The 20,231-nt window shown below is 76.7% G+C and carries 22 protein-coding genes; 15 read left to right on the forward strand and 7 right to left on the reverse strand.

The genetic code is table 11. From position 1 onward, the window contains the following. Window positions 1-66: 66 nt before the first annotated feature. A complete protein-coding gene (locus tag PGN05_RS12740) occupies window positions 67-732 on the reverse strand; it encodes a hypothetical protein (protein WP_419752917.1) in 666 nt (221 codons plus the stop codon). A gap of 96 nt (window positions 733-828) precedes the next feature. Between PGN05_RS12740 and PGN05_RS12745 the strand changes: the two genes are divergently transcribed. After that, window positions 829-1,962 carry an alpha/beta fold hydrolase gene (locus PGN05_RS12745; protein WP_419752918.1) on the forward strand — a complete coding sequence of 378 codons (1,134 nt, stop codon included), beginning with the start codon at window positions 829-831 and terminating at the stop codon, window positions 1,960-1,962. Window positions 1,963-2,039: 77 nt separating this feature from the next. Here the strand turns inward: PGN05_RS12745 and PGN05_RS12750 are convergent, their stop codons facing one another. Together PGN05_RS12750 and dapD are read right to left on the reverse strand one after the other, a co-directional pair. Beyond that, window positions 2,040-3,413 (reverse strand): TrpB-like pyridoxal phosphate-dependent enzyme, encoded by a 1,374-nt coding sequence (locus PGN05_RS12750; RefSeq protein WP_419752919.1) that lies wholly within the window; start codon window positions 3,411-3,413, stop codon window positions 2,040-2,042. Between the two features lie 125 nt (window positions 3,414-3,538). Further along, window positions 3,539-4,513 (reverse strand): 2,3,4,5-tetrahydropyridine-2,6-dicarboxylate N-succinyltransferase, encoded by a 975-nt coding sequence (dapD, locus tag PGN05_RS12755; RefSeq protein WP_419752920.1) that lies wholly within the window; start codon window positions 4,511-4,513, stop codon window positions 3,539-3,541. 128 nt (window positions 4,514-4,641) lie between these two features. Between dapD and dapE the strand changes: the two genes are divergently transcribed. From dapE to PGN05_RS12790, 7 genes are read left to right on the forward strand one after another with little or no spacing between them, the layout of a single operon-like run. After that, the gene (gene dapE, locus PGN05_RS12760) at window positions 4,642-5,754 is read left to right on the forward strand and encodes a succinyl-diaminopimelate desuccinylase (RefSeq protein ID WP_419752921.1); all 1,113 of its coding nucleotides are present in this window, start codon (window positions 4,642-4,644) and stop codon (window positions 5,752-5,754) included. Next, the gene (locus tag PGN05_RS12765) at window positions 5,751-6,587 is read left to right on the forward strand and encodes a TIGR00730 family Rossman fold protein (protein WP_419752922.1); all 837 of its coding nucleotides are present in this window, start codon (window positions 5,751-5,753) and stop codon (window positions 6,585-6,587) included. The genes dapE and PGN05_RS12765 overlap by 4 nt, the downstream gene beginning before the upstream one ends. A gap of 1 nt (window position 6,588) precedes the next feature. After that, a complete protein-coding gene (locus PGN05_RS12770) occupies window positions 6,589-6,945 on the forward strand; it encodes a DivIVA domain-containing protein (protein WP_419752923.1) in 357 nt (118 codons plus the stop codon). Continuing rightward, on the forward strand, window positions 6,938-7,396 hold the full coding sequence (locus PGN05_RS12775) for an SRPBCC family protein (protein ID WP_419752924.1): 459 nt from the start codon (window positions 6,938-6,940) through the stop codon (window positions 7,394-7,396). Before PGN05_RS12770 ends, PGN05_RS12775 begins: the two co-directional genes overlap by 8 nt. 44 nt (window positions 7,397-7,440) lie before the next feature. Next, window positions 7,441-7,608: a hypothetical protein gene (locus PGN05_RS12780; protein ID WP_419752925.1), complete on the forward strand. Its 168-nt coding sequence runs from the start codon at window positions 7,441-7,443 to the stop codon at window positions 7,606-7,608. Continuing rightward, window positions 7,605-8,324: a DNA alkylation repair protein gene (locus tag PGN05_RS12785; protein ID WP_419752926.1), complete on the forward strand. Its 720-nt coding sequence runs from the start codon at window positions 7,605-7,607 to the stop codon at window positions 8,322-8,324. The genes PGN05_RS12780 and PGN05_RS12785 overlap by 4 nt, the downstream gene beginning before the upstream one ends. A 33-nt stretch (window positions 8,325-8,357) precedes the next feature. After that, window positions 8,358-9,185 (forward strand): MerR family transcriptional regulator, encoded by an 828-nt coding sequence (locus tag PGN05_RS12790; protein ID WP_419752927.1) that lies wholly within the window; start codon window positions 8,358-8,360, stop codon window positions 9,183-9,185. Here the strand turns inward: PGN05_RS12790 and PGN05_RS12795 are convergent. The 3 genes from PGN05_RS12795 to PGN05_RS12805 are packed head-to-tail and all read right to left on the reverse strand — an operon-like array spanning window position 9,119 to window position 11,003. Beyond that, window positions 9,119-9,895, reverse strand: a complete 777-nt coding sequence (locus PGN05_RS12795) for a cytochrome c oxidase assembly protein (RefSeq protein ID WP_419752928.1) — start codon at window positions 9,893-9,895, stop codon at window positions 9,119-9,121. The two genes, PGN05_RS12790 and PGN05_RS12795, sit on opposite strands and share 67 nt — an antisense overlap. Next, window positions 9,892-10,344 (reverse strand): DUF2243 domain-containing protein, encoded by a 453-nt coding sequence (locus PGN05_RS12800; RefSeq protein ID WP_419752929.1) that lies wholly within the window; start codon window positions 10,342-10,344, stop codon window positions 9,892-9,894. The genes PGN05_RS12795 and PGN05_RS12800 overlap by 4 nt, the downstream gene beginning before the upstream one ends. Before the next feature lie 38 nt (window positions 10,345-10,382). Continuing rightward, the gene (locus tag PGN05_RS12805) at window positions 10,383-11,003 is read right to left on the reverse strand and encodes a LysE family translocator (RefSeq protein WP_419752930.1); all 621 of its coding nucleotides are present in this window, start codon (window positions 11,001-11,003) and stop codon (window positions 10,383-10,385) included. Between the two features lie 76 nt (window positions 11,004-11,079). On the opposite strand from PGN05_RS12805, the gene PGN05_RS12810 reads away from it, so the two are divergent. The 7 genes from PGN05_RS12810 (at window position 11,080) to PGN05_RS12840 (ending at window position 18,690) form a co-directional block, all read left to right on the forward strand. After that, a complete protein-coding gene (locus tag PGN05_RS12810; protein WP_419752931.1) occupies window positions 11,080-11,985 on the forward strand; it encodes a DMT family transporter in 906 nt (301 codons plus the stop codon). Between the two features lie 16 nt (window positions 11,986-12,001). Continuing rightward, window positions 12,002-13,534 (forward strand): carboxylesterase/lipase family protein, encoded by a 1,533-nt coding sequence (locus PGN05_RS12815; protein WP_419752932.1) that lies wholly within the window; start codon window positions 12,002-12,004, stop codon window positions 13,532-13,534. Between the two features lie 54 nt (window positions 13,535-13,588). Continuing rightward, window positions 13,589-14,152, forward strand: coding sequence for a DNA-3-methyladenine glycosylase I (locus PGN05_RS12820; protein ID WP_419752933.1), 564 nt, complete (start codon window positions 13,589-13,591; stop codon window positions 14,150-14,152). Between the two features lie 186 nt (window positions 14,153-14,338). Continuing rightward, complete coding sequence (locus PGN05_RS12825) at window positions 14,339-14,506, forward strand: DUF3117 domain-containing protein (RefSeq protein ID WP_012947303.1); 168 nt, start codon at window positions 14,339-14,341, stop codon at window positions 14,504-14,506. A 135-nt stretch (window positions 14,507-14,641) separates the two neighbouring features. Further along, window positions 14,642-16,057, forward strand: a complete 1,416-nt coding sequence (locus PGN05_RS12830) for a leucyl aminopeptidase family protein (protein WP_419752934.1) — start codon at window positions 14,642-14,644, stop codon at window positions 16,055-16,057. After that, complete coding sequence (locus tag PGN05_RS12835; protein ID WP_419752935.1) at window positions 16,057-17,514, forward strand: hypothetical protein; 1,458 nt, start codon at window positions 16,057-16,059, stop codon at window positions 17,512-17,514. The genes PGN05_RS12830 and PGN05_RS12835 overlap by 1 nt, the downstream gene beginning before the upstream one ends. 93 nt (window positions 17,515-17,607) lie before the next feature. After that, complete coding sequence (locus tag PGN05_RS12840) at window positions 17,608-18,690, forward strand: MBL fold metallo-hydrolase (RefSeq protein WP_419752936.1); 1,083 nt, start codon at window positions 17,608-17,610, stop codon at window positions 18,688-18,690. Window position 18,691: 1 nt separating this feature from the next. Here PGN05_RS12840 and PGN05_RS12845 read toward each other — a convergent pair whose 3' ends face one another. Beyond that, window positions 18,692-20,194 (reverse strand): phytoene desaturase family protein, encoded by a 1,503-nt coding sequence (locus PGN05_RS12845; protein WP_419752937.1) that lies wholly within the window; start codon window positions 20,192-20,194, stop codon window positions 18,692-18,694. Window positions 20,195-20,231: the final 37 nt, after the last annotated feature.

The raw sequence follows: 20,231 nt of genomic DNA on the forward strand, positions 1-20,231 counted from the left end.
GCCTGGCCCGGGTGGGCACGGTTTCCGACGCGAGCGGGAGCACCCGGCCCTGGATACGGCGGCGGTTCAGTAGCAGTTCAGGTCATCGCTCGCCGTCGCCATGGTGAGTTCTTCGGCCAGGGACGCCCACTTGCCGTAGGCGAGCGGGAACGCGCTGCGCTGCACGGCGTCCGCCACGAGGGTCAGCTCCCCGGTCTGCCAGTTGGGCACCCGGACCAGGCCGTCGTAGAACTTCCCGGCCGCGTAGACGGGGTCCTGCACCTGCTCCGGCGTGCCCCAGCCCTGCGACGGGCGCTGCTGGAACAGGCCGAGGGAGTCGCGGTCGCCGTAGTCGAGGTTGCGCAGGCCCGACTCCTGCATCGCCGTGGCCAGCGCGATGACGACCGCCCGCTCGGGGAGGCCGCGGTCGCGGGCGACCTGCGCGATCGTCCGGGCGTTGCCGATCTGCTCGCCGGTCAGCGCGACGCGGGTGGCCGGCAGGGTGCACTCCGCGGTCGTCAGCGGGACGTCCTCCGGGTCGGGGCCGTCGGAGAGCGTCAGCGCCACGAGCAGGACGACGGCGACGACCACGGCCAGCCAGCCCCACGAGGCCACCGTCTGCCGGCGGCCGGCCGGGGGGCGGCGGGTCGGCGACGGACGGCGCGCGGGACGGCGGTTGCTGCTCGGGCGGCGGCGCGCCGACGTCGTCCTGCGGACCGGGCGGGCCGTGGTCGCACTCCGTCCGCTGGGCATCGCCGTCGACTGTAAGGGCGCGGGCTGGGAGTTCCGTGGTGCCGCGGAGAGGTGTCCGTCGCTAGGGTGCCTGCGCCCGCCACCTCGAGGAGACCGATGAGCGACGTCCTGCTGCCCGGCATCACCAGCACCCGGGTCCCCACCCCGCGCCTGACGCAGCACGTGCTGCACCCCGACGGCGTGGACCCCGCCGGCCCCGGCGAGGCGGTGCTGTTCGTGCACGGGAACGTCAGCAGCGGGTTGTTCTGGCAGCAGCCGCTGCTGGCCCTCGCCGAGACCGGGCGGGTGCGGCCGTTCGCCGTCGACCTGCGCGGCTACGGCGACACCGACCCGCTGCCCATCGACGCCCGGCGCGGCGTGCGCGACTGGGCCGACGACCTCGCCGCCCTGGTGGAGACGCTCGGCCTGCAGCGGGTGCACCTCGTCGGCTGGAGCATGGGTGCCGGCGTGGTGCTGCAGTACCTGCTCGACGCCCCGCAGCGGGTGGCGTCCGTCGTCCTGGTCGCCCCCATCTCGCCGTACGGCTTCGGCGGCACCGCCGGGCCGGAGGGACGGCGGCTGGCCGAGGACGGCGCCGGCGCGGGCGCGGGCGCGGCCAACCCCGCGTTCGTCGCCGCCATCGCCGCGGGGGACACCGGCGCCGACGAGCCGACCAGCCCCCGGTCGATCCTGCGGGCCTTCTACGTGGCGCCGGGGTCCCTGCCGCTGGACCCGCAGCTGGAGGACGTGTTCGTCGCCTCGATGCTGAGCACCCGCACCGGCGAGGAGCACTACCCCGGCGACCCGGCCACGAGCGCCACCTGGCCGGGCGTGGCCCCGGGCAGCCGCGGGGTGCTCAACACGATGGCGCCGACGGTCTTCGACCTCAGCGGGATCGTCGACCTGGCCGACAAGCCCCCGGTGCTGTGGATCCGCGGGGACGCCGACGCGATCGTCTCCGACGCGTCGGTGTTCGACCTGGCGCAGCTCGGCGCGCTCGGGGCGGTGCCCGGCTGGCCGGGCCAGGAGGTGTGCCCGCCGCAGCCGATGGTCACGCAGACGCGGGCGGTGCTCGACCGGTACGCGGCCTCGGGCGGCGCCTACCGGGAGGTCGTGCTGCCCGGCGTCGGGCACTCCCCGCACGTGGAGCGCCCGCAGGAGTTCGTGGTGGCGCTGCTGGAGCACCTCGACGTCCCCGCCGCCGCGCCGTCCAACACCCCGGAGACCCCCGGTCCTGGCGACCTCGACTGACGAGGTATAGGAAGCTCTCCCCCCGTGCGCGGCGCGCCGGACGGGGGGAGAGCTTCCTATACCTGGGGGGACCCGGCTCAGGCGCCGGCGGGGACCGTGGGCAGCTCGGCGAGGCCCGGCGCGAGGCGCTCGTCGGTCACCGCCTCGTCGGTCATCCGGCCGGAGAGGTAGGCCTCGTAGGCGGCGAGGTCGAAGTGGCCGTGCCCGCACAGCGCGGTGAGTATCACCCGCTCCTCGCCGGACTCGCGGCAGGCCAGCGCCTCGCGGATGCAGGCGGCCAGCGCGTGGGAGGGCTCGGGCGCCGGGACGATGCCCTCGGTCCGGGCGAAGCGCACGGCCGCCGCGAAGCACTCGGTCTGCGGCAGGGCGAGCGCCTCCACCAGGCCCAGCTCGTAGACGTGCGACAGCAGCGGCGACATCCCGTGGTAGCGCAGCCCACCGGCGTGGATGGGGTCGGGGATGAACCGGTGACCGAGGGTGTGCATCTTCAGCAGCGGGGTCATGCCGGCGGTGTCACCGAAGTCGTAGGCGTACACGCCGCGGGTCAGTGACGGGCAGGACGCCGGCTCGACGGCGCGGATGACCGGGGACATCCGGCCGGCGAGCTTCTCCCGGAGGAACGGGAACACCAGCCCGCCGAAGTTGGAGCCACCGCCGGTGCAGCCGACGACCACGTCGGGGGTGTCGCCGACGGCGGCCAGCTGCAGGAGCGCCTCCTCGCCGATCACCGTCTGGTGCAGCAGCACGTGGTTGAGGACGCTGCCGAGCGCGTACCGGGTGTCCGGGTCCGCCGCCGCGACCTCCACCGCCTCGCTGATCGCGATGCCGAGCGACCCGGGGTGCTGCGGGTCCTCGGCGCGGATCGCCCGGCCGGCCGCGGTGAGCTCGGACGGCGAGCGGTGCACCGTGGCGCCGAAGGTCTCCATCATGGTCCGCCGGTAGGGCTTCTGGTCGTAGGAGGCGCCGACCATCCACACCTCGCACTCGAGGTCGAACAGGGCGCTGGCGAACGCCAGTGCCGTGCCCCACTGGCCCGCGCCGGTCTCGGTGGTCAGCTTCCGGACGCCGGCCTCGGCGTTGTAGAAGGCCTGGGGGACGGCGGTGTTCGGCTTGTGCGAGCCGGCCGGCGAGACGCCCTCGTACTTGTAGTAGATGCGGGCGGGGGTGCCGAGGGCCTTCTCCAGCCGGTGCGCGCGGTACAGCGGCGAGGGCCGCCACAGCCGGTAGACGTCGAGCACCTCACCGGGGATGTCGACGAAGCGCTCGGCGGTGACCTCCTGGGCGATGAGGTCCGGCGGGAAGAGCGGGGCGAGGTCGTCGGGTCCCACCGGCTGCAGCGTCCCCGGGTGCAGCGGCGGCGGGGGAGGGCTGGGCAGGTCGGGCACGACGTTGTACCACTGCGTCGGCAGCTGGGACTCGTCGAGCAGGATCTTGGTCCGCTGGTCGGCCACCGTCGTCTCCTCCGGCTCACTCCACGCTTGAGTGCGGGGAGCGTAGTGCCGGAGGCCGTCGGTTTCCGCGGAAACCGACGGGGTTCGGTCAACCCGGACTCTCGGCGCGCAGAGTCCGGTTGCCTTCAGTTCCTGTGCAGCTCGGCGTTCAGGGCGCCCCAGTCGCCGTCGCGCGGCAGGGCCTCCAGCGCGCCGCTGACGCTGTTGCGCCGGAACAGCAGCCCGTCGCGGCCGGAGAGCTCGGCGGCCTTGACCACCGACCCGTCGGGCAGGGTGACCCGCGAGCCCGCGGTCACGTAGCAGCCGGCCTCCACGACGCACCGGTCGCCGAGGGAGATGCCGACGCCGGCGTTGGCGCCCAGCAGGCAGCCCGAGCCGATGGAGATGACCTGCTTGCCGCCGCCGGAGAGGGTGCCCATGATCGAGGCGCCGCCGCCGACGTCGCTGTCGGCCCCGACGACGACCCCGGCGCTGATCCGGCCCTCGACCATCGAGGGACCCAGCGTGCCGGCGTTGAAGTTCACGAAGCCCTCGTGCATGACCGTCGTGCCCTCGGCGAGGTGGGCGCCCAGCCGCACCCGGTCGCCGTCGGCGATGCGGACGCCGGAGGGGATGACGTAGTCGACCATCCGGGGGAACTTGTCGACCCCGAACACGGTCACGTGGCCCAGCGCCGCCCGCAGCCGGTGGACGTTGAACGTCGCCGCCTCCACCGGCCCGGCGCTGGTCCACGCCACGTTGGTGAGCAGTCCGAAGACGCCGGTCATGTCCGCGCCGTGGGGGCGGATCAGCCGGGACGAGAGCAGGTGCAGCCGCAGCCAGACGTCGTGGGTGTCCACCGGGGGCGCCGCGAGGTCCGGGATGACGGTGCGGACGGCGATCACCTCGACGCCGCGGGCCTCGTCGCTGCGGACCAGGCCGCCGTAGTCCGGGCCCAGCTCGCCGGAGAGCTCCAGCGCACCCAGCCGGGTGGTGCCGGCCGGTGCGCCCGCGGGCGCACCGAGGCGGGGCTCGGGGTACCAGGTGTCGAGCACCGTGCCCGACGGGGTCACGGTGGCCAGGCCGGCGGCGACGGCGGAGCGCGGGGCGGGATCGGTCACGGCGAGGACGCTACCGAGCGCGGCCTGCGGGCGTGCCCGAGGTCCGGGCGGTGAACGCCGGGCGACGGGCCGGTGCCCTGGCGCGCTGCGGCGACCCGGCGACGGGGGCGCCCGTAGGCTCGGGTGTCGTGAGTGCCGCGCTCGACCTGTCCGCCGACGTCCTGACCCTGACCCGCGCGCTGGTCGACACCCCGTCGGTGTCGGGCACCGAGGAGCCGCTGGCCGACGCGGTCGAGGCGGCGCTGCGCGGGCTCGGCGGGCTGGAGGTGGAGCGGGTCGGCGACGCCGTCCTGGCCCGGACCGGCCTCGGCCGGCCGACCCGGGTGGTCCTCGCCGGGCACCTGGACACCGTGCCGATCGCCGACAACGTCCCCAGCCGGGTCGAGGACGGGCGGCTCTACGGCTGCGGCACCAGCGACATGAAGTCCGGCGACGCGGTCATGCTGCGGTTGGCCGGGCGGTTCGGCGTCCCCGGGGCGGAGCCGGCGCACGACCTCACCTTCGTCTTCTACGACAACGAGGAGGTCGAGGCGGTCAAGAACGGTCTCGGCCGGGTGGCGCGGGAGCGCCGCGGCTGGCTCTACGGCGACCTCGCGATCCTGCTCGAGCCGACCGACGGCGAGATCGAGGCGGGCTGCCAGGGCACGCTGCGGGCGGTGCTCGAGGTGCCGGGACGGCGGGCGCACAGCGCGCGCAGCTGGCTGGGGGACAACGCGATCCACGGGGCCGCCGGGATCCTCGCGACGCTGGCCGGCTACGCCGCGCGCGAGGTGGAGATCGACGGCTGCACCTACCGGGAGGGGCTCAACGCCGTCCGGATCGAGGGCGGGGTCGCGGGCAACGTGATCCCCGACGCGTGCGCGGTGACGGTGAACTTCCGCTACGCGCCCGACCGGGACGAGGACGCCGCCGAGGCCCACGTCCGCGAGGTCTTCGCCGCGGCCGTCGCGGCCGGCGCGACGCTCACCGTCGTGGACAACGCCGGGGGAGCGCTGCCGGGGCTGAGCGAGCCGGCGGCGGCCGCCTTCGTCGCCGCCGTGGGCCGCCCCGCCCGGGCCAAGCTCGGCTGGACCGACGTCGCCCGCTTCGCCGCCTTCGGCATCCCGGCCGTCAACTACGGGCCGGGCGACCCCCAGCTGGCCCACACCCGTGAGGAGCACGTCGCCGTCGACCGGCTGCAGCCGGCCGAGGACGCGCTCGTCGCCTACCTGTCGACTCCCCCCACCGAGGAGCCCGGATGACCACCACCCCCGAGCCCGCCACCGGCCGCAAGCCGCGGCCGACCCGCCACCGCGGCCCGATCATGCTGCGCGGCGGCGAGCCGGACCCGCGCACGCAGGGGACGACGACCGACGCCCGGCTGCTCGACCGGCGCGGGCCCACCGACTGGGTGCACACCGACCCGTGGCGCGTGCTCCGCATCCAGAGCGAGTTCGTCGAGGGCTTCGGCCTGCTGGCCGAGCTGCCGCGGGCGGTGAGCGTCTTCGGCAGCGCCCGCACGCCGCGCGACCACCCGCACTACGACGCCGGCGTGCGGATCGGCGCCGCGCTGGTCGACGCCGGGTACGCCGTCATCACCGGCGGCGGGCCCGGCGCGATGGAGGCGGCCAACCGGGGGGCGTCGGAGGCCGGCGGGCTGTCGGTCGGGCTGGGCATCGAGCTGCCGTTCGAGCAGGAGCTCAACGAGTGGGTCGACGTCGGCATCGCCTTCCGCTACTTCTTCGTCCGCAAGACGATGTTCGTGAAGTACGCGCAGGCCTTCGTCATCCTCCCCGGGGGCTTCGGCACTCTCGACGAGCTGTTCGAGGCGCTGACCCTCGTGCAGACCCGCAAGGTCACCCGCTTCCCGGTGGTCCTCGTCGGGACCGAGTACTGGTCGGGGCTGCTGACCTGGATCCGGGAGACGATGGCGGCCGCCGGCACGATCGGCCCGAACGACCTGGACCTGATCACCGTCACCGACGACGTCGACGAGGTGATCCGCGTCATCCAGGAGGCCGAGGCGGCCCGGCAGGCCGGCGACAACGGTGGCGGGATGCGGGCCGCGCCCGCCGACGGTCCCAGCGACGCGTGACGTGCTCGCCGCCGTCGTCTTCGTCGTGACCGTCCTCGTGGTCGGGGGGCTGGTCTTCCTCGCGGGGGCCGTGCTGCTCGGCCGAGGGGAGTCGCAGCCGCCGGCCGACCCCGACCGCTCGCCGGTGGAGCTGCCCGACGACCGCCCGGTCACCGCGGACGACGTCCGCGGGCTGCGCCTCTCGGTGACCGCGCGCGGGTACCGGATGACCGAGGTCGACTGGCTGCTCGAGCAGCTGGCCCGGACCATCGAGGAGCGGGACGGCGAGCTGACCGCGCTGCGCGCCCGCCTGGACGCCGTCCCCCGCGACGACGCCCCGGCCGGTCCCGGGACGAACGGAGCTGCCGCCGGTGCCTGAGCTGGTCGAGACCGTCGACGTCGCCGCGCCGCCCGAGCGGGTGTGGGCCGCGCTGACCGACTGGACCCGGCAGGGGGAGTGGATGCTGCTCACCGACGTCGAGGTCGTCGGTGCGACGACGCAGGGCGTCGGCGCCCGGCTGGCCGCGCGCACCGGTCTCCCGTGGCGGCGCGGCCGGCACGTGGGCGTGCTGGACACGATGGTGGTCACCGAGTGGGACCCGCCACGGCGCGTGGTCGTCCAGCACACCGGCCGGGTCGTGCGCGGGCCGGGGATCTTCGTGGTGACGCCGCGCGGCACGGCCGCGACGCTGGAGTGGACCGAGCGGCTGTACCTGCCCCTGGGCCTGCTCGGCCGGGCGGGCTGGCCCCTGGTCCGGCCGTTCGTCGTCGTCGGGATCCGCCGGTCGCTGCGCCGGTTCGCCGCCTTCGCGGCTGCCCACCCCGGCTGAGTTCCCGCTGGTCAGGTGCGGCTCGGCGACCCCACACTGGGCCCATGAGCGAGTACGCCATCTCCCTCGAGCAGTTCGAGCGGCTGGTCCGGGTTCCGGAGGACGCGCGGACGGAGCAGGTCCCCGCCCGGGAGCCCGTGGGGGCGGCTCCGGTGCCGTGGCTCGCGTCCGGGGGCGGGGGAGCGCCGGCGGAGGACTGCGACGGCGAGTGAGCGCCGCGGCCATCCGGGCCGACCTCGCCGCGGCCGCCGATCCGGAGCGGGCCGCCGGGATGGCCCGGTACTTCCAGGCGCGGCCCGGTGGCTACGGCGAGGGTGACCGTTTCCTCGGCATCGGCGTCCCCGAGCAGCGCCGGATCGCCCGGCGGCACGCGCTCACGACCCCGCTGGGCGACGTCGAGGAGCTGCTGACCAGCCCGCTGCACGAGGATCGGCTGACCGCGCTGTTCGTGCTGGTGCAGCGGTTCGAGCGGGCCGACGACGCCGAGCGGCAGCGGATCGTGCAGCTGTACCTGCGCCGCCGGGAGTGCGTGTCCAACTGGGACCTGGTGGACGCCTCGGCGCCCTACCTGCTCGGGCCCTGGCTCCTCGACCGGGACCACGCCGTGCTGGACGAGCTGGCCGCGTCGCCGTCGGTCTGGGACCGCCGGATCGCGGTCATGGCCACGTTCGCCTTCGTCCGCGCCGGCCGGTTCGGGCCCACCCTGCACCTGGCCGACCGGCTGCTGACCGACCCCGCCGACCTGGTGCAGAAGGCGGTGGGCTGGATGCTGCGCGAGGTCGGCAACCGCGACCGCGCGGTCGCCGAGGAGTTCCTCGGCCCCCGCTACGGGCGGATGCCGCGGACGGCGCTGCGGTACGCCATCGAGCGGTTCCCGACGGAGCGGCGCCGCGCCTACCTCGCCGGCGAGGTCCGGGCGCCGGCTTGACCCGGCCCCTGGGGCCGGCCGCAGGCTGCGGGGGTGGACGAGCACCTGCTCCGGGTCGGTGAGTTCCTGCGCCGCACCCGGCTGTCGGCCAAGGCGCTGCGGCTCTACGGCGCCCAGGGGCTGCTGGCTCCCGTCCGCGTCGACGGGCGGACCGGCTACCGCTGGTACGCCCCGGCCCAGGTGGAGCGGGCCCGCCTGATCGGGCTGCTCCGCCGGGCCGGCATGCCGCTGGCCCGGGTGCGCGCGGTGGTGGACCTCCCCGCGGCCGACCGGACCGCCGCCGTCGAGCGCTGGTGGGCCGGGGTCGAGGACGACCTGGCCCGCCGGCGACTGCTGGTCACCCACCTGCTCCGCCGGGCTCCCGGCGGGACCGACCCATCCCCGGAGGACCCCGTGCCCCACGTCGCGCTGCGCACCACCGGCGAGCACAAGCTGCTGACCGCCGAGCGGCGGCTGACCGTCGAGGAGCTCGACGGCTTCATCACCACCGCGCGGCAGGCGATCGAGGAGCACCTGACCGCCTCCGGTGCGGCCCGCGCCGGCGCCCTGCGGGTCGTCTACCACGGCATGGTCACCGAGGACAGCGACGGACCGGTCGAGGTCGCGGTCCCGTTCACCGGGTCGGTGGAGCCGGTCGCCGACCTCCGCGTGCGGCTGCAGCCCGCCGGGCGGGAGGCGGTCACCGCGCTGACCCGTGACCAGGCGGAGTTCCCCCGCATCCTCGACGCCTACGACGCGGTCGCCCGCTGGTGCGACGCGGCGGGCCTGGAGCGGACCGGCAGCCCGGCGGAGGTCTACCTCACCGGCCGGGACGTCGAGCCGGCGACGGTGCACCTGGAGGTCGCCTGGCCGGTCGGCTGACCTCGTTCCGGGCGGACGGCGGCGCGGCTGACGTACCACCGCCGCCACAGCACCGCGGCGGTCAGCAGCGACACGACCGTGCCGCCGTCGTACACCAGCCGGGCGCCCTCCTCGACCGAGGTCAGGCCGGCCGGCGGGGCGGCGTACAGCCACTTGGCCAGGACGTCGTGCGCCGCCATCCCGGCGGCCAGGGCGCCCGCCCGGACGCCGACGCCGCGGCGGTGGGGTGCGGGGTCGACGGCGAGCACCGCGGCGGTGGCGAGGTAGCCGCTGACCAGCACGTGCACGGAGACGAGGGCGCCCAGCGCCGGCCGGTGCACGAGCGCGGTGTGCAGGCCGGTGCCGTAGAGCAGCCACAACCCGGCGGCGTTGAGCGGAACGGCGACCAGCGGATCGGTCAGCCACCGCGCCGGCCGCGTGCGCAGCGCCCGGGCGAGCCGGCGGGCGGCGCCGACCGGCAGCGCGCGCAGCGCCAGCGTGACCGGCGCGGCCAGCACGAGCAGCAGGGGGCCGAGCATGCCCAGCAGCAGGTGCCCGGCCATGTGCTGCCGCAGGTCGGAGTGCGCGCCGGCCAGCACCCAGCCTGCGGCGACCGCTGCGAGGCCGGCCAGCCACGTCGCCGTCCGCGCCAGGGGCCAGGGCACGCGGCAGCGCCACGTCGCCGCCACGTAGAGGGCGGCGGCGAGCAGCGGGACCGCGGCCGCGGTCACGGCCGCCGGCGGGTGCGGTACAGCAGCAGCGCGCCGGCGGCCAGCAGCACGACCGCGGCGCCGACCCACGCGAGGTCGTACCCGGTGACGTCGACGCCGTAGCGGACCTGGTGCACCCGCAGCACCTTGTGGTCGACGACGCCGTCCCACAGCTGGAAGCCGCCGGCGCCCAGCAGCACCGCCGCCCACCAGCGCGGCCGGTCGAGGGCGCCGCGGCGCCGGAGGTCGGCCAGCAGGGCCAGACCGGCCACGACCGCCGACAGGGTGGCCGCGTGCAGCACGCCGTCGGACACCAGGCCGGCCGCCCCGCTCGCGCGGTCGTAGAAGTGGTGCCAGTGCAGCAGCTGGTGGAACACGATCTCGTCGACCGCGCCCATCAGGCCGGCGCCGACCAGCAGTCCGGAGACCAGCAGCCGCCGGCCGGGCGCGATCCGGGCATCGGGGGGCACCGCCGTCCCGTGCCCGCGCGCCCGGCGGGGTAATCGGGTCAGGCCCGCTCGGCGGCCAGCCGGGCGCCGAAGCCGAGCAGCGCGACACCGGTCAGGGCGTCCAGCGCGCGACGGACCGGCCGCCGGGCCAGGACGGCCCGGGCACGGTCCAGCCCGGCGACGAGCAGCAGCAGCCAGCCCAGCCCCAGGACGGCGTGGGTGAGGGCGTACGCGGCCAGCACCGGCACCGGGGTCGCCGGACCGAGGAACTGGGGCAGCACGGCGAGGTAGAAGGCCAGCACCTTCGGGTTGGTGATGTTGGAGACGAAGCCCTGCCGGAAGCCGGTCAGCGCCTGCCCCGGGAGCCGCTCGCCCGCGGGGTACGCCCGGTAGCGGCCGCGGACGGCGGAGCGCAGCGCCTGCAGGCCCAGCCAGACCAGGTAGGCCACCCCGATCCAGCGGATCGCCTGGAACAGCGGCCCCACCCGGACGACCAGCGCGCCCAGCCCGGTCGCGGCGGCGGCGCCCTGCACGACGTTGGAGGCGGTGACGCCCGCGGCCGACCACGCGCCCCGTCGCCGTCCGCCGCCGAGGGTGTTCTTGACGACCACCGCGAAGTCCGCCCCCGGGACGAGGACGAGCACCGCGGCGAAGACGACGAAGGTCCAGTACTGCGACACGGCACCACCTTGGCACGTCGGAGGGGTCGGGCAGGATGAGCGCCGTGAGGTCGGGCAGCGCCACGGGTCGGGAGCGGTGAGCCGCCGGGGCTGGGCGCTGTTCCTGGCGATGTCGGTCATCTGGGGCGTGCCGTACCTGCTCATCAAGGTGGCCGTCGGAGACCTGTCGCCGGTGGTCGTCGTGTTCGGGCGCTGCGTCCTCGGAGCGGCGCTGCTGCTGCCGTGGACGGTGGCCCGCGGCCAGCTGCGCCCGGCGCTGCGGCACTGGCGCCCGCTGCTGCTGTTCACCGTGCTGGAGATGACCGGCCCCTGGCTGCTGCTGTCCTACGCCGAGCAGACGCTGTCCAGCTCACTGACCGGGCTGCTGGTCGCCGGGGTGCCCTTCGTCGCCGCCCTGGCCGCCCGGGTGGCGGGGGAGGAGGAGCGGCTGACCCCGGTGCGGCTGGCCGGCATGGGGCTGGGGGTCGCGGGCATCGCCGTCCTGCTGGGCCTGGACGTCGAGGGGCTGGCGCTGCTGCCGCTGCTCGCGGTGGCCCTGGTGGTGGTCGGCTACGCCACGGCGCCGCTGATCGTCAGCCGCGCGCTGCCCGACGTCCCCGGGGTGGCCGCCAGCGCGGTGGCGCTCACGGTGACCGCGGTCGTCTACGCGCCGTTCGCCGTTCCGCAGCTGGGGACGGCGGCCCGCGCGCCGGCCGACGCGCTGCTGTCGGTCGTCGTGCTCGGCGTGCTGTGCACCGCGGTGGCCCTCGCCCTCTTCTTCGCCCTGATCCGCGAGGTGGGCCCGCAGCGCGCGCTGGTGATCACCTTCCTCAACCCGGCCGTGGCGGTGCTGCTCGGCGTGCTGCTGCTCGACGAGCCGTTCACCCTGGGCCTCGCCGTCGGCCTGCCGGTCATCGTGCTGGGGTGCGCGCTCGCCACCCGGCGCGGCCCCGTCCGCACCGACCGCCTGCCGTCGGCGGGCGTCGACGCCGCCGTCCCCTGATCGGGAGGAACCCCGCATGAGTGAGCAGACCCCGTCCCCCGTCGTCCGCCTCCGGGCCGGCGCCGTCCGGGGGCGGACGGAGCACGGGACGTCGGTGTTCCGCGGCATCCCGTTCGCCGCGCCACCGGTCGGCGCGCTGCGGTTCCAGGCGCCCCGCCCGGCCCCGCCGTGGGAGGGCGTCCGCGAGGCCGACGTGTTCGGGCCGCCGCCGCCCCAGGCGTGGATGGGGCCTCCTCCGCCGGGAGCCGCGGCCGGGCTCCCGGTCCGTCACGACGCGTCGGACTGGCTGACGGTGAACGTGTGGACGCCGGACCCCGGCGCCGGCGGGCTGCCGGTGCTGGTCTGGGTGTACGGCGGCGCCTACCGGATGGGCTCGGCGGCGGAGCCGGGCTACGACGGGTCGGCCCTGGCCCGCTCGGGCGCGGTCGTGGTGACCGCCAACCACCGGGTCGGCATCGAGGGCTACGCCGAGCTCGAGGGCGCGCCGGCCAACCGGGCGCTCCTCGACCTCGTCGCCACCCTCCGCTGGGTGCAGGAGGAGATCGCCGCGTTCGGCGGTGACCCCGCGCGGGTGACCGTCTTCGGGGAGTCCGCCGGGGCCGGGGCCATCGCCTCGCTCCTGGCGATGCCCGCCGCGGCGGGGCTGTTCGCCCAGGCCGTGGCGCAGAGCGTGCCCGGGACCTTCTTCACGCCCGCGCTGGCCCGGGACGTCAGCGCCGAGCTCGTCGCGCCGCTGGGGCGGGCGCCGTCGGCCGCGGCGCTGGCCGACGTGCCGCCGGCGGACCTCCTGGCGGCGCTGGCGCAGCTCGACCGGCGGATGGCCACCCTGGCGCGCTGGGGCCTGGTCGCGCACACCCCCACGCCCTTCTCGCCCGTGGTCGACGGGGAGGTGCTGCCCCGGGACCCGTGGACCGCGCTGGCCGCCGGGGCCGCCCGCGACGTCCCGCTCGTCGTCGGCCACAACCGGGACGAGTGGCGGCTGTTCCTCACCCTCGACGGGCTGGCCGGCCGGGTCACCGAGGAGATGGCCGCCGAGTCGGCGGCCGTCTTCGGGCCCGGCCCGGACGCCGGGGCGCGGGTCCGGGCGGCCTTCCCGGAGGCGGACGCCGAGGAGCGGTACGTCCTGGCCCGCTCGGACCGGATGTTCCGGGTGCCCAGCCTCCACCTGGCGACCGCGCACACCGCCGGCGGCGGGCGGAGCCACCTGTACGAGCTGACCTGGCCGGCCCCGGCCGCCGGCGGGGTGCTGGGCGCCTGCCACGCCCTCGACGTCCCCCTGGTCTTCGGCGTGCTCGACCAGGGGCTGGCGCCGATGCTGCTGGGCACTCCGCCCCCGGCCGAGGCGGTCGACGTCTCCGCGCAGCTGCAGACGGCGTGGACGGCGTTCGCCCGCGACGGCGACCCGGGCTGGCCGGCGCACGACGAGGACCGGCAGCTCACCCGGCTGTTCGACGTCGGGGAGCGCGGCGGGGTCCGGGCCTATCCGGAGCAGGCCTCGCGACGGCTGTGGGCCGACCGGCCGGTCGGGGTGCTCGACCTGGTCGGCTGAGCCCCACTCGGCCGGCCAGGAGGCTGTCGGTGCCCGCGGCTAGCGTTCCGCGCCGTGGACCCTCTCCGCCGCGCCGCGCTGGTCAGATGTGCGTGGGGCGACAGCGCCCCCGAGTACGTGGCCTACCACGACGAGGAGTGGGGCACCCCGCTGCACGGGGACGACGCCCTGTTCGAGCGGCTCTGCCTCGAGGCGTTCCAGTCGGGGCTGTCCTGGATCACGATCCTGCGCAAGCGCCCCGCGTTCCGCGCCGCCTTCGCCGGGTTCTCGATCGACGCGGTGGCCGCGTTCACCGAGGAGGACGAGGCCCGGTTGATGGCGGACGCGGGCATCGTCCGCAACCGGGCCAAGGTGCGGGCGGCGGTCACCAACGCCCGCGCGGCGCAGCGGGTCCCGGAGGGGCTCGACGCCCTGCTGTGGTCGTTCGCGCCGACCGCTCCGCGGCCCCGGCCGGCCACGCTGGCCGACGTCCCGGCCACCACCGCCGAGTCGACGGCGATGGCCGAGGAGCTGAAGCGGCGCGGCTTCGTCTTCGTCGGCCCGACCACCGCCTACGCGCTGATGCAGGCCACGGGCATGGTCGACGACCACGTGGTCGAGTGCTTCCGGGCACGGTGACGTGCTGGAACGGCCCCCCTGCAGGGACCCGCCGCGAGCGCCAGCGAGGGGTGGGGGGCAGGGGGGTCCTGGACCTCGTGTTGGTCCTCCGCACCGGAACTGGGATCATGGGGACCGGAGCTCACAGCATCGACGAGACGCCGCACCGCAGCTCACCGCTCGGGGCGGCCGATGAAGGAGGCACGCATGGCGGCCATGAAGCCGCGCACTGGTGAAGGTCCCCTGGAGGTCACCAAGGAGGGGCGCGGCCTGGTCATGCGGGTACCGCTCGAGGGCGGTGGTCGCCTGGTCGTCGAGCTGTCGCCCGACGAGGCCGCGGCCCTCTCCGAGGCACTGAAGGGCGCGACCAGCTGAACACCGCAGCGCAGCTGCCCCCGGGCAGCCCCGCGCAGGACGACGCGGGTCGAGGTCCTGTCCACCCTGCCGACGCTCGGGGAGGACGACGTCCTCGCCGTCCCGGTCGGCTCCGGCGCGACGCTGCCCGGCTGGTTGGACGGCCCGGACGCGCCGGTCGACGGCGCGCTGCTCGCCGGCGCCCTGCGCGACACCGGCAACCGCGGCCGGCCCGGCACGGTCACCAACGTCCCGATCCCCGGCCGGCGCCCGCGCAGCGTGGTCGCGGTGGGCGTCGGCGAAACCACGCTGCCCGACCTGCGGGCCTTCGTCGGCGCCGCGGTCCGCCGCGCCCAGACCCTCGCCGAGCACGGGGCCCGCCGGCTCGTCCTCCCGGTGGACGACGCCGCCGCCCCGGCCGGCGCCGAGGAGGTCCGCGCCGCCGTCGAGGCCGCGCTCCTGGCCGGCTACCGGTTCCGGGAGACGTCCCGGCCGCACCCGCCGCGGCTGGCCACCGTCACCGTCGTGGCCGCCGACGCCGCCGATCCCGCCGTCACCGCGGCCGCCCGCGCGGGTGACGTCACCGGCCGCGCGGTCGCCTGGGCCCGCGACCTGGTCAACACGCCGAGCAACACCAAGGACCCCGCCTGGCTGGCCGACCAGGCCCTCGCCCGGCTGGGCGGCCTGCCGCACGTCACCGTCACCGTGCTGGGCCCCGAGGAGCTGCGGGCCGGCGGCTTCGGCGGCGTCCTCGCCGTCGGCGGCGGCTCGGCCAGCCCGCCGCGGCTGGTGGTGGCGGCCTACCGGCCGCCGACGGCGCGGCCCGGGCACCCGGTCCTCGTCGGCAAGGGCATCACGTTCGACACCGGCGGCATCTCGATCAAGCCCACCGCCGGCATGCGTGAGATGAAGACCGACATGGCCGGTGGCGCCGCCGTCCTCGCCGCGGTGGACGCCGCCGCGCGGCTGCGGCTGCCGGTCGCGGTGACCGCCGTCGTCCCGGCCGCGGAGAACGCCGTCTCCGGTTCCTCCTACCGCCCGGCCGACGTCGTCCGGCACGTCGGCGGCCGGACGACGGAGGTGCTCAACACCGACGCCGAGGGCCGGATGGTGCTGGCCGACGGGCTGGCGCACGGGCGGCTGCACCTGGGCGCGACCGTGCTGGTGGACGTCGCCACCCTGACCGGCGCGATGAAGGTCGCGCTGGGCACCCGCACCGCGGGGCTCTACGCCACCACCGACGGGCTGGCCGACGCGCTGCGCACCGCCGCCGCGCACGCCGGCGAGCCGGTGTGGCGGATGCCGCTGGCCGAGGAGCACCTGGACCTGCTGGAGAGCGCGGTCGCCGACGCCAACAACGCGCCCGGCAACCCGGGCGGGACGACCGCCGCGCTGTTCCTCCGTCCCTTCGCCGGCGACCTGCCGTGGGCGCACCTCGATGTGGCGGGTCCGGCGCGCGCCGGCTCCGACGACGCGGAGGTCGTCAAGGGCGGAACCGGCTACGGCGCCCGCACGCTGCTGCGGTGGCTGGAGGCCGGGGCCCCGGCGGACGCGCCCATGACGGTGGACTGATGGCCGACGACACCGGGGTCGTCTTCCCGGCCGGTCCGGACGGGCGGCGCAGCACCGCCGCGCTCGGCCGGGCGGTCGTCGCCGACGCCCTGCGCCCGGTGGACCCGACCGGCGCGGCCGCGGCGGAGCGGGAGACCACCTGGCGGGCGGGCTACCTGCCGCACTTCCGCCGGCTGGTCGAGGCGGGGCTGCCCTCCCGTGCGGCCGCGCTGTCGATCGCCGACGCGGGCCTGGCCTCCCTGCACCGGCGGATGCGGGTGGCCGGACCGGCCGGCGAGACCGGGCTCGAGGCGCTCGCCGCCGCTCCGGCCGGCCGCACCCCGGGCACGGCCGAGGTGCGCGGCGGTGCCGAGCCGGAGCGGGAGCTGTCGGTCCCGTTCCGCGGCACGCGGCTGCGCGGGGACGCCCTGCTGCGCCGGCTGGACGCGTGGGTGGAGGCCGGCGTGGTCGAGCCGTCGTGCGCGGAGGCGGTGCGGACGGTGGCCGCCCACCCCGAGTGGCTGGCACTGCCGGACACCACCGTGGTGGTCCTCGGAGCCGGTGCCGAGATGGGGCCGCTGACCGCGCTGCTGCGCTGGGGCGCCAGGGTGGCCGGGGTGGACCTGCCCCGCCCGCAGCTGTGGGAGCGGGTGCTGGACACCGCCCGCCGCGGCGCGGGCACGCTGCTGTTCCCGGTGGCGGGGGAGGGCCCCGACGCGAGCCGGGCCGGGGCGGACCTGGTCTCCGAGGTCCCGGCCGTCGCCGACTGGGTGTCCGCGCTGCCCGGGCGGCCGGTGCTGGGCAACTACGTCTACGCCGACGGCGCGGCCAACGTGCGGGTCTCGGTGGCGGTCGACGCGCTCACCGCCCGGCTGGCCGCGGCCCACCCCGACCTGGCGCTGGCCTTCCTGGCCACGCCCACCGACGTGTTCGCCGTCCCGGCCGAGGCGGTCGAGCAGTCGGTGCGCGCCTACGCCGGCCGCTCGCGGGTGGGCAAGCTGCTCGGCCGCCCGCTGCGGACCCTCTCGGCCGGCCGGCTGCTGCAGCGGGCCTACGTGCCGGGCACCGCGCCCGGCATCGCCGACAGCCTGGTCGCCCAGCAGGGACCCAACTACGCGCTGGCCAAGCGGCTGCAGCGGTGGCGCGCCGCGTCGGCCCGGGCCGCCGGCACCACGGTCTCGATGAACGTCGCGCCGCCGACCCGCACCCGCTCGGTGGTGCGCAACCGGGCGCTGGCGGCGGCCTACGCGGGCGCGCACCGCTTCGGTGTCGAGGTCTTCGAGCCGGCGACGTCCAACGTGCTGATGGCCGCGCTGCTCGTGCACGACCTGCACACCGGCGGCGGCCCGGCGCACGAGCACCCCTGGCAGGACGAGGCGCACGCCGCCGCGCACGGCGGGCTGTGGCGCGGCCCCTACGCGCCGCGCAGCGCGCTCGGGCTGGCCGCGCTGCTGGGCTACGGCGCCGCCCGCGGCTGACCGCGTCGCGGCCGGTAGTGTGACCGGGGTCACCCACCGAGCCCGTGTGGAGGCCGAGGCCGACGGCGGCCCGCTGCACCAAGGGGAACGCTCATGACCCCTCCGTCCCACGACGGACTGTCCCGGCGGCGGCTCTTCACCCTCTCCGGTGGTGCCGTCCTGGCCTCGGGTCTCCTGGGGGTCGGAGCCACCGCCGCCGCCCGGACCACCGGCGAGTCGACGCCGGTGCCCAGCACCGGAACGCACCTGGTCACGCTCGGCACGGCCGCCGGCCCCGCCATCCGCGGTCCGCGGATCGGCATCTCGACCGCGATCGTGGTCGACGGCCACCTGTACCTCGTCGACTGCGGCCTCGGCATGGTGCGTCAGGCGGCCGCTGCGGGCCTGACCATGGACCGCCTGCGCGCCCTGTTCCTCACCCACCTGCACTCCGACCACACCAGCGAGCTGCCCGGCCTGCTGCTCTACAACTGGGGCCCGGGTGTGAACGGCATCGTCGATCCGGTCCGCATCGTGGGGCCCGGGCCGGCGCGGCTGCCCTCGGGCGCCGAGGTCCACGTCCCGCCGCCCGAGGCCGGCACCGAGCGGTTCGTCCGCGACCTGCTGCAGGCCTACGCCTACGACATCAACATCCGGGTTTACGACGAGGGCCGGGCACCCCTGGACGACCTCGTGCGGCCGGAGGACATCCGGCTCCCGCAGGAGGTCGGCGCGGATCCGGACCGCAACCCCTGCCCGGAGATGGAGCCGTTCGAGGTGTACGCGGACGAGTCCGTCCGCGTGCTCGCGACGCTGGTCAACCACCCGCCGGTGTTCCCGGCGTTCGCCTTCCGGTTCGAGTCGGCGGGCGGCTCGGTCGTCGTCTCCGGGGACACGACCGAGCACCCCAACGTCGTCCGGCTGGCCACCGGCGCCGACGTCCTCGTCCACGAGGCGATCGACCCGGCCTTCTACCGGGCGCAGAACCTGCCGGCGGCGCAGCTGGAGCACATCCTCGAGAGCCACACCGATCTGCAGGCCGTGGGGCGGGTGGCCCGGGATGCAGGCGTGGGCCACCTCGTGCTCAGCCACCTCGGCGGCATCCAGGACGACGCGGACGCGGCCCCGACCCGCGCTGTCTTCGGCGGCCCGGTGACCGTGGCCGCCGACGGCCAGGTGTTCGCGGTCGGGGCGTGACTCAGGCGGGGCCCACGAGACCGGCCACGATCTCCGCCGACAGCGCCACCAGCGGCAGGCCGCCGCCGGGGTGCGCGGAGCCGCCGACGAGGAACAACCCCCGCACCGGAGCGGCGTTGCCGGGCCGGAGGAAGGCCGCGCGGGCGCCGTTGCTGGACGTGCCGTAGATGGCGCCCCCGACGCTGCGGGTGTCGCGCTCCAGGTCGGCCGGCGTCCGGACGACGCACCAGCGCAGCCGGTCGCGGACGTCGAGCCCCCGCTGCGCCAGCACCTCGAGCACCCGGGCCGCGTAGCGGTCGGCCAGCCCGGGCGCGGTCCAGTCCACCCCACGGGCGGGGTCGTGGCGCGGCGCGTTGACCAGCACGAACCAGGACTCGCTGTCGTCGTCGGGGCGGGTCGCCGGGTCGTCGGGGGCGCTGACGTAGACGGTGGGGTCGGCGACCGGCTGCGGCGCCCCCCGGTGCCGGCCGGTGCCGAAGACCGCGTCGAACTCGGCGTCGTAGTCGGCGGGGAAGAGCACGGTGTGGTGGGCCAGCCCCGGCGTCCGGCCGCGCAGGGCGAGCAGCAGCACGAACCCCGACAGCGACGGCGTGCTGCGGGCGAGGTCCCGCCGCACCCGGCGGGTCGGCCGCGAGGGCGGCAGCAGGTCGGCGTACAGCGCGGCCGCGTCGGCACCCGAGACGACGACGTCGGCCCGCAACACCTCGCCACCGGCCAGCCGGACCCCCGTCGTCCGTCCGCCGTCCACGAGCACCCGTTCGACCGCGGACCCGGTGCGCACGACCGCCCCGCGCTCGACCGCCCGCTCGGCGACCGCGGTCGCCAGCTGCCGCAGCCCGCCGCGCACGTACCAGGAGCCGAACTCCTGCTCCACGTAGGGCACCGTGGCCAGCACGGCCGGCGCCCGCCGCGGGTCGGAGCCGGAGTAGGTGGCGTAGCGGTCCAGCAGGGTGCGCAGCGCGGGATGCCGCAGGGTGTCGGCGCCCAGCCCGCGCAGGGTCCGCCAGGGGGCGACCGTGGCGACGTCCGAGGCGTTGCGGGCCAGCCGTGCCAGGGTGGCCACCCCGGCCAGGGGCGAACGCAGGAACGGCTGCTCGGTGACCCGCCACATGGCCTCGGCGCGCTCGAGCAGGGCGGCCCACTGCGCGCCGGTGCCCGGGCCCAGCGCGGCGTCCACGGCCGCGGGCACCGCGGCGCGGCTCCCGGGCAGGACCAGGGGGGTGCCGTCGGCGAACCGGTAGGCCACCGCGGGGTCCAGTCGCACCAGGTCGACGGCGTCCTCCAGCGGTCCGCCGGTCGCGGCGAACAGGTCCCGGTGGACCTGCGGCAGGGTCACCAGGCTCGGGCCGGTGTCGAAGCCGTGCCCGTCGCGGGAGTACCAGCCGAGCTTGCCGCCGATCTGGGGTGCCTGTTCCAGCACGGTGACCTCGTGGCCCAGGGCGGCCAGGCGGGCGGCCGCGGCGAGCCCGCCCAACCCGGCGCCGATCACCGCCACCCGCGCCACGTCGGCCACGGTATCCCGGCGCGCGGGGCGAGTCCGG

The sequence above is a fragment of the Geodermatophilus sp. CPCC 206100 genome (assembly GCF_048569675.1).
Taxonomy (GTDB): Bacteria; Actinomycetota; Actinomycetes; order Mycobacteriales; family Geodermatophilaceae; genus Geodermatophilus.

Bases quoted from the DNA above. Each gene is read 5' to 3' on its own strand.
- PGN05_RS12740 (WP_419752917.1), bottom strand. From the start codon at position 732: ATGCCCAGCGGACGGAGTGCGACCACGGCCCGCCCGGTCCGCAGGACG.
- PGN05_RS12745 (WP_419752918.1), top strand. From the start codon at position 829: ATGAGCGACGTCCTGCTGCCCGGCATCACCAGCACCCGGGTCCCCACC.
- PGN05_RS12765 (WP_419752922.1), top strand. From the start codon at position 5,751: ATGACCACCACCCCCGAGCCCGCCACCGGCCGCAAGCCGCGGCCGACC.
- PGN05_RS12780 (WP_419752925.1), top strand. From the start codon at position 7,441: ATGAGCGAGTACGCCATCTCCCTCGAGCAGTTCGAGCGGCTGGTCCGG.
- PGN05_RS12815 (WP_419752932.1), top strand. From the start codon at position 12,002: ATGAGTGAGCAGACCCCGTCCCCCGTCGTCCGCCTCCGGGCCGGCGCC.
- PGN05_RS12825 (WP_012947303.1), top strand. From the start codon at position 14,339: ATGGCGGCCATGAAGCCGCGCACTGGTGAAGGTCCCCTGGAGGTCACC.
- PGN05_RS12835 (WP_419752935.1), top strand. From the start codon at position 16,057: ATGGCCGACGACACCGGGGTCGTCTTCCCGGCCGGTCCGGACGGGCGG.
- PGN05_RS12840 (WP_419752936.1), top strand. From the start codon at position 17,608: ATGACCCCTCCGTCCCACGACGGACTGTCCCGGCGGCGGCTCTTCACC.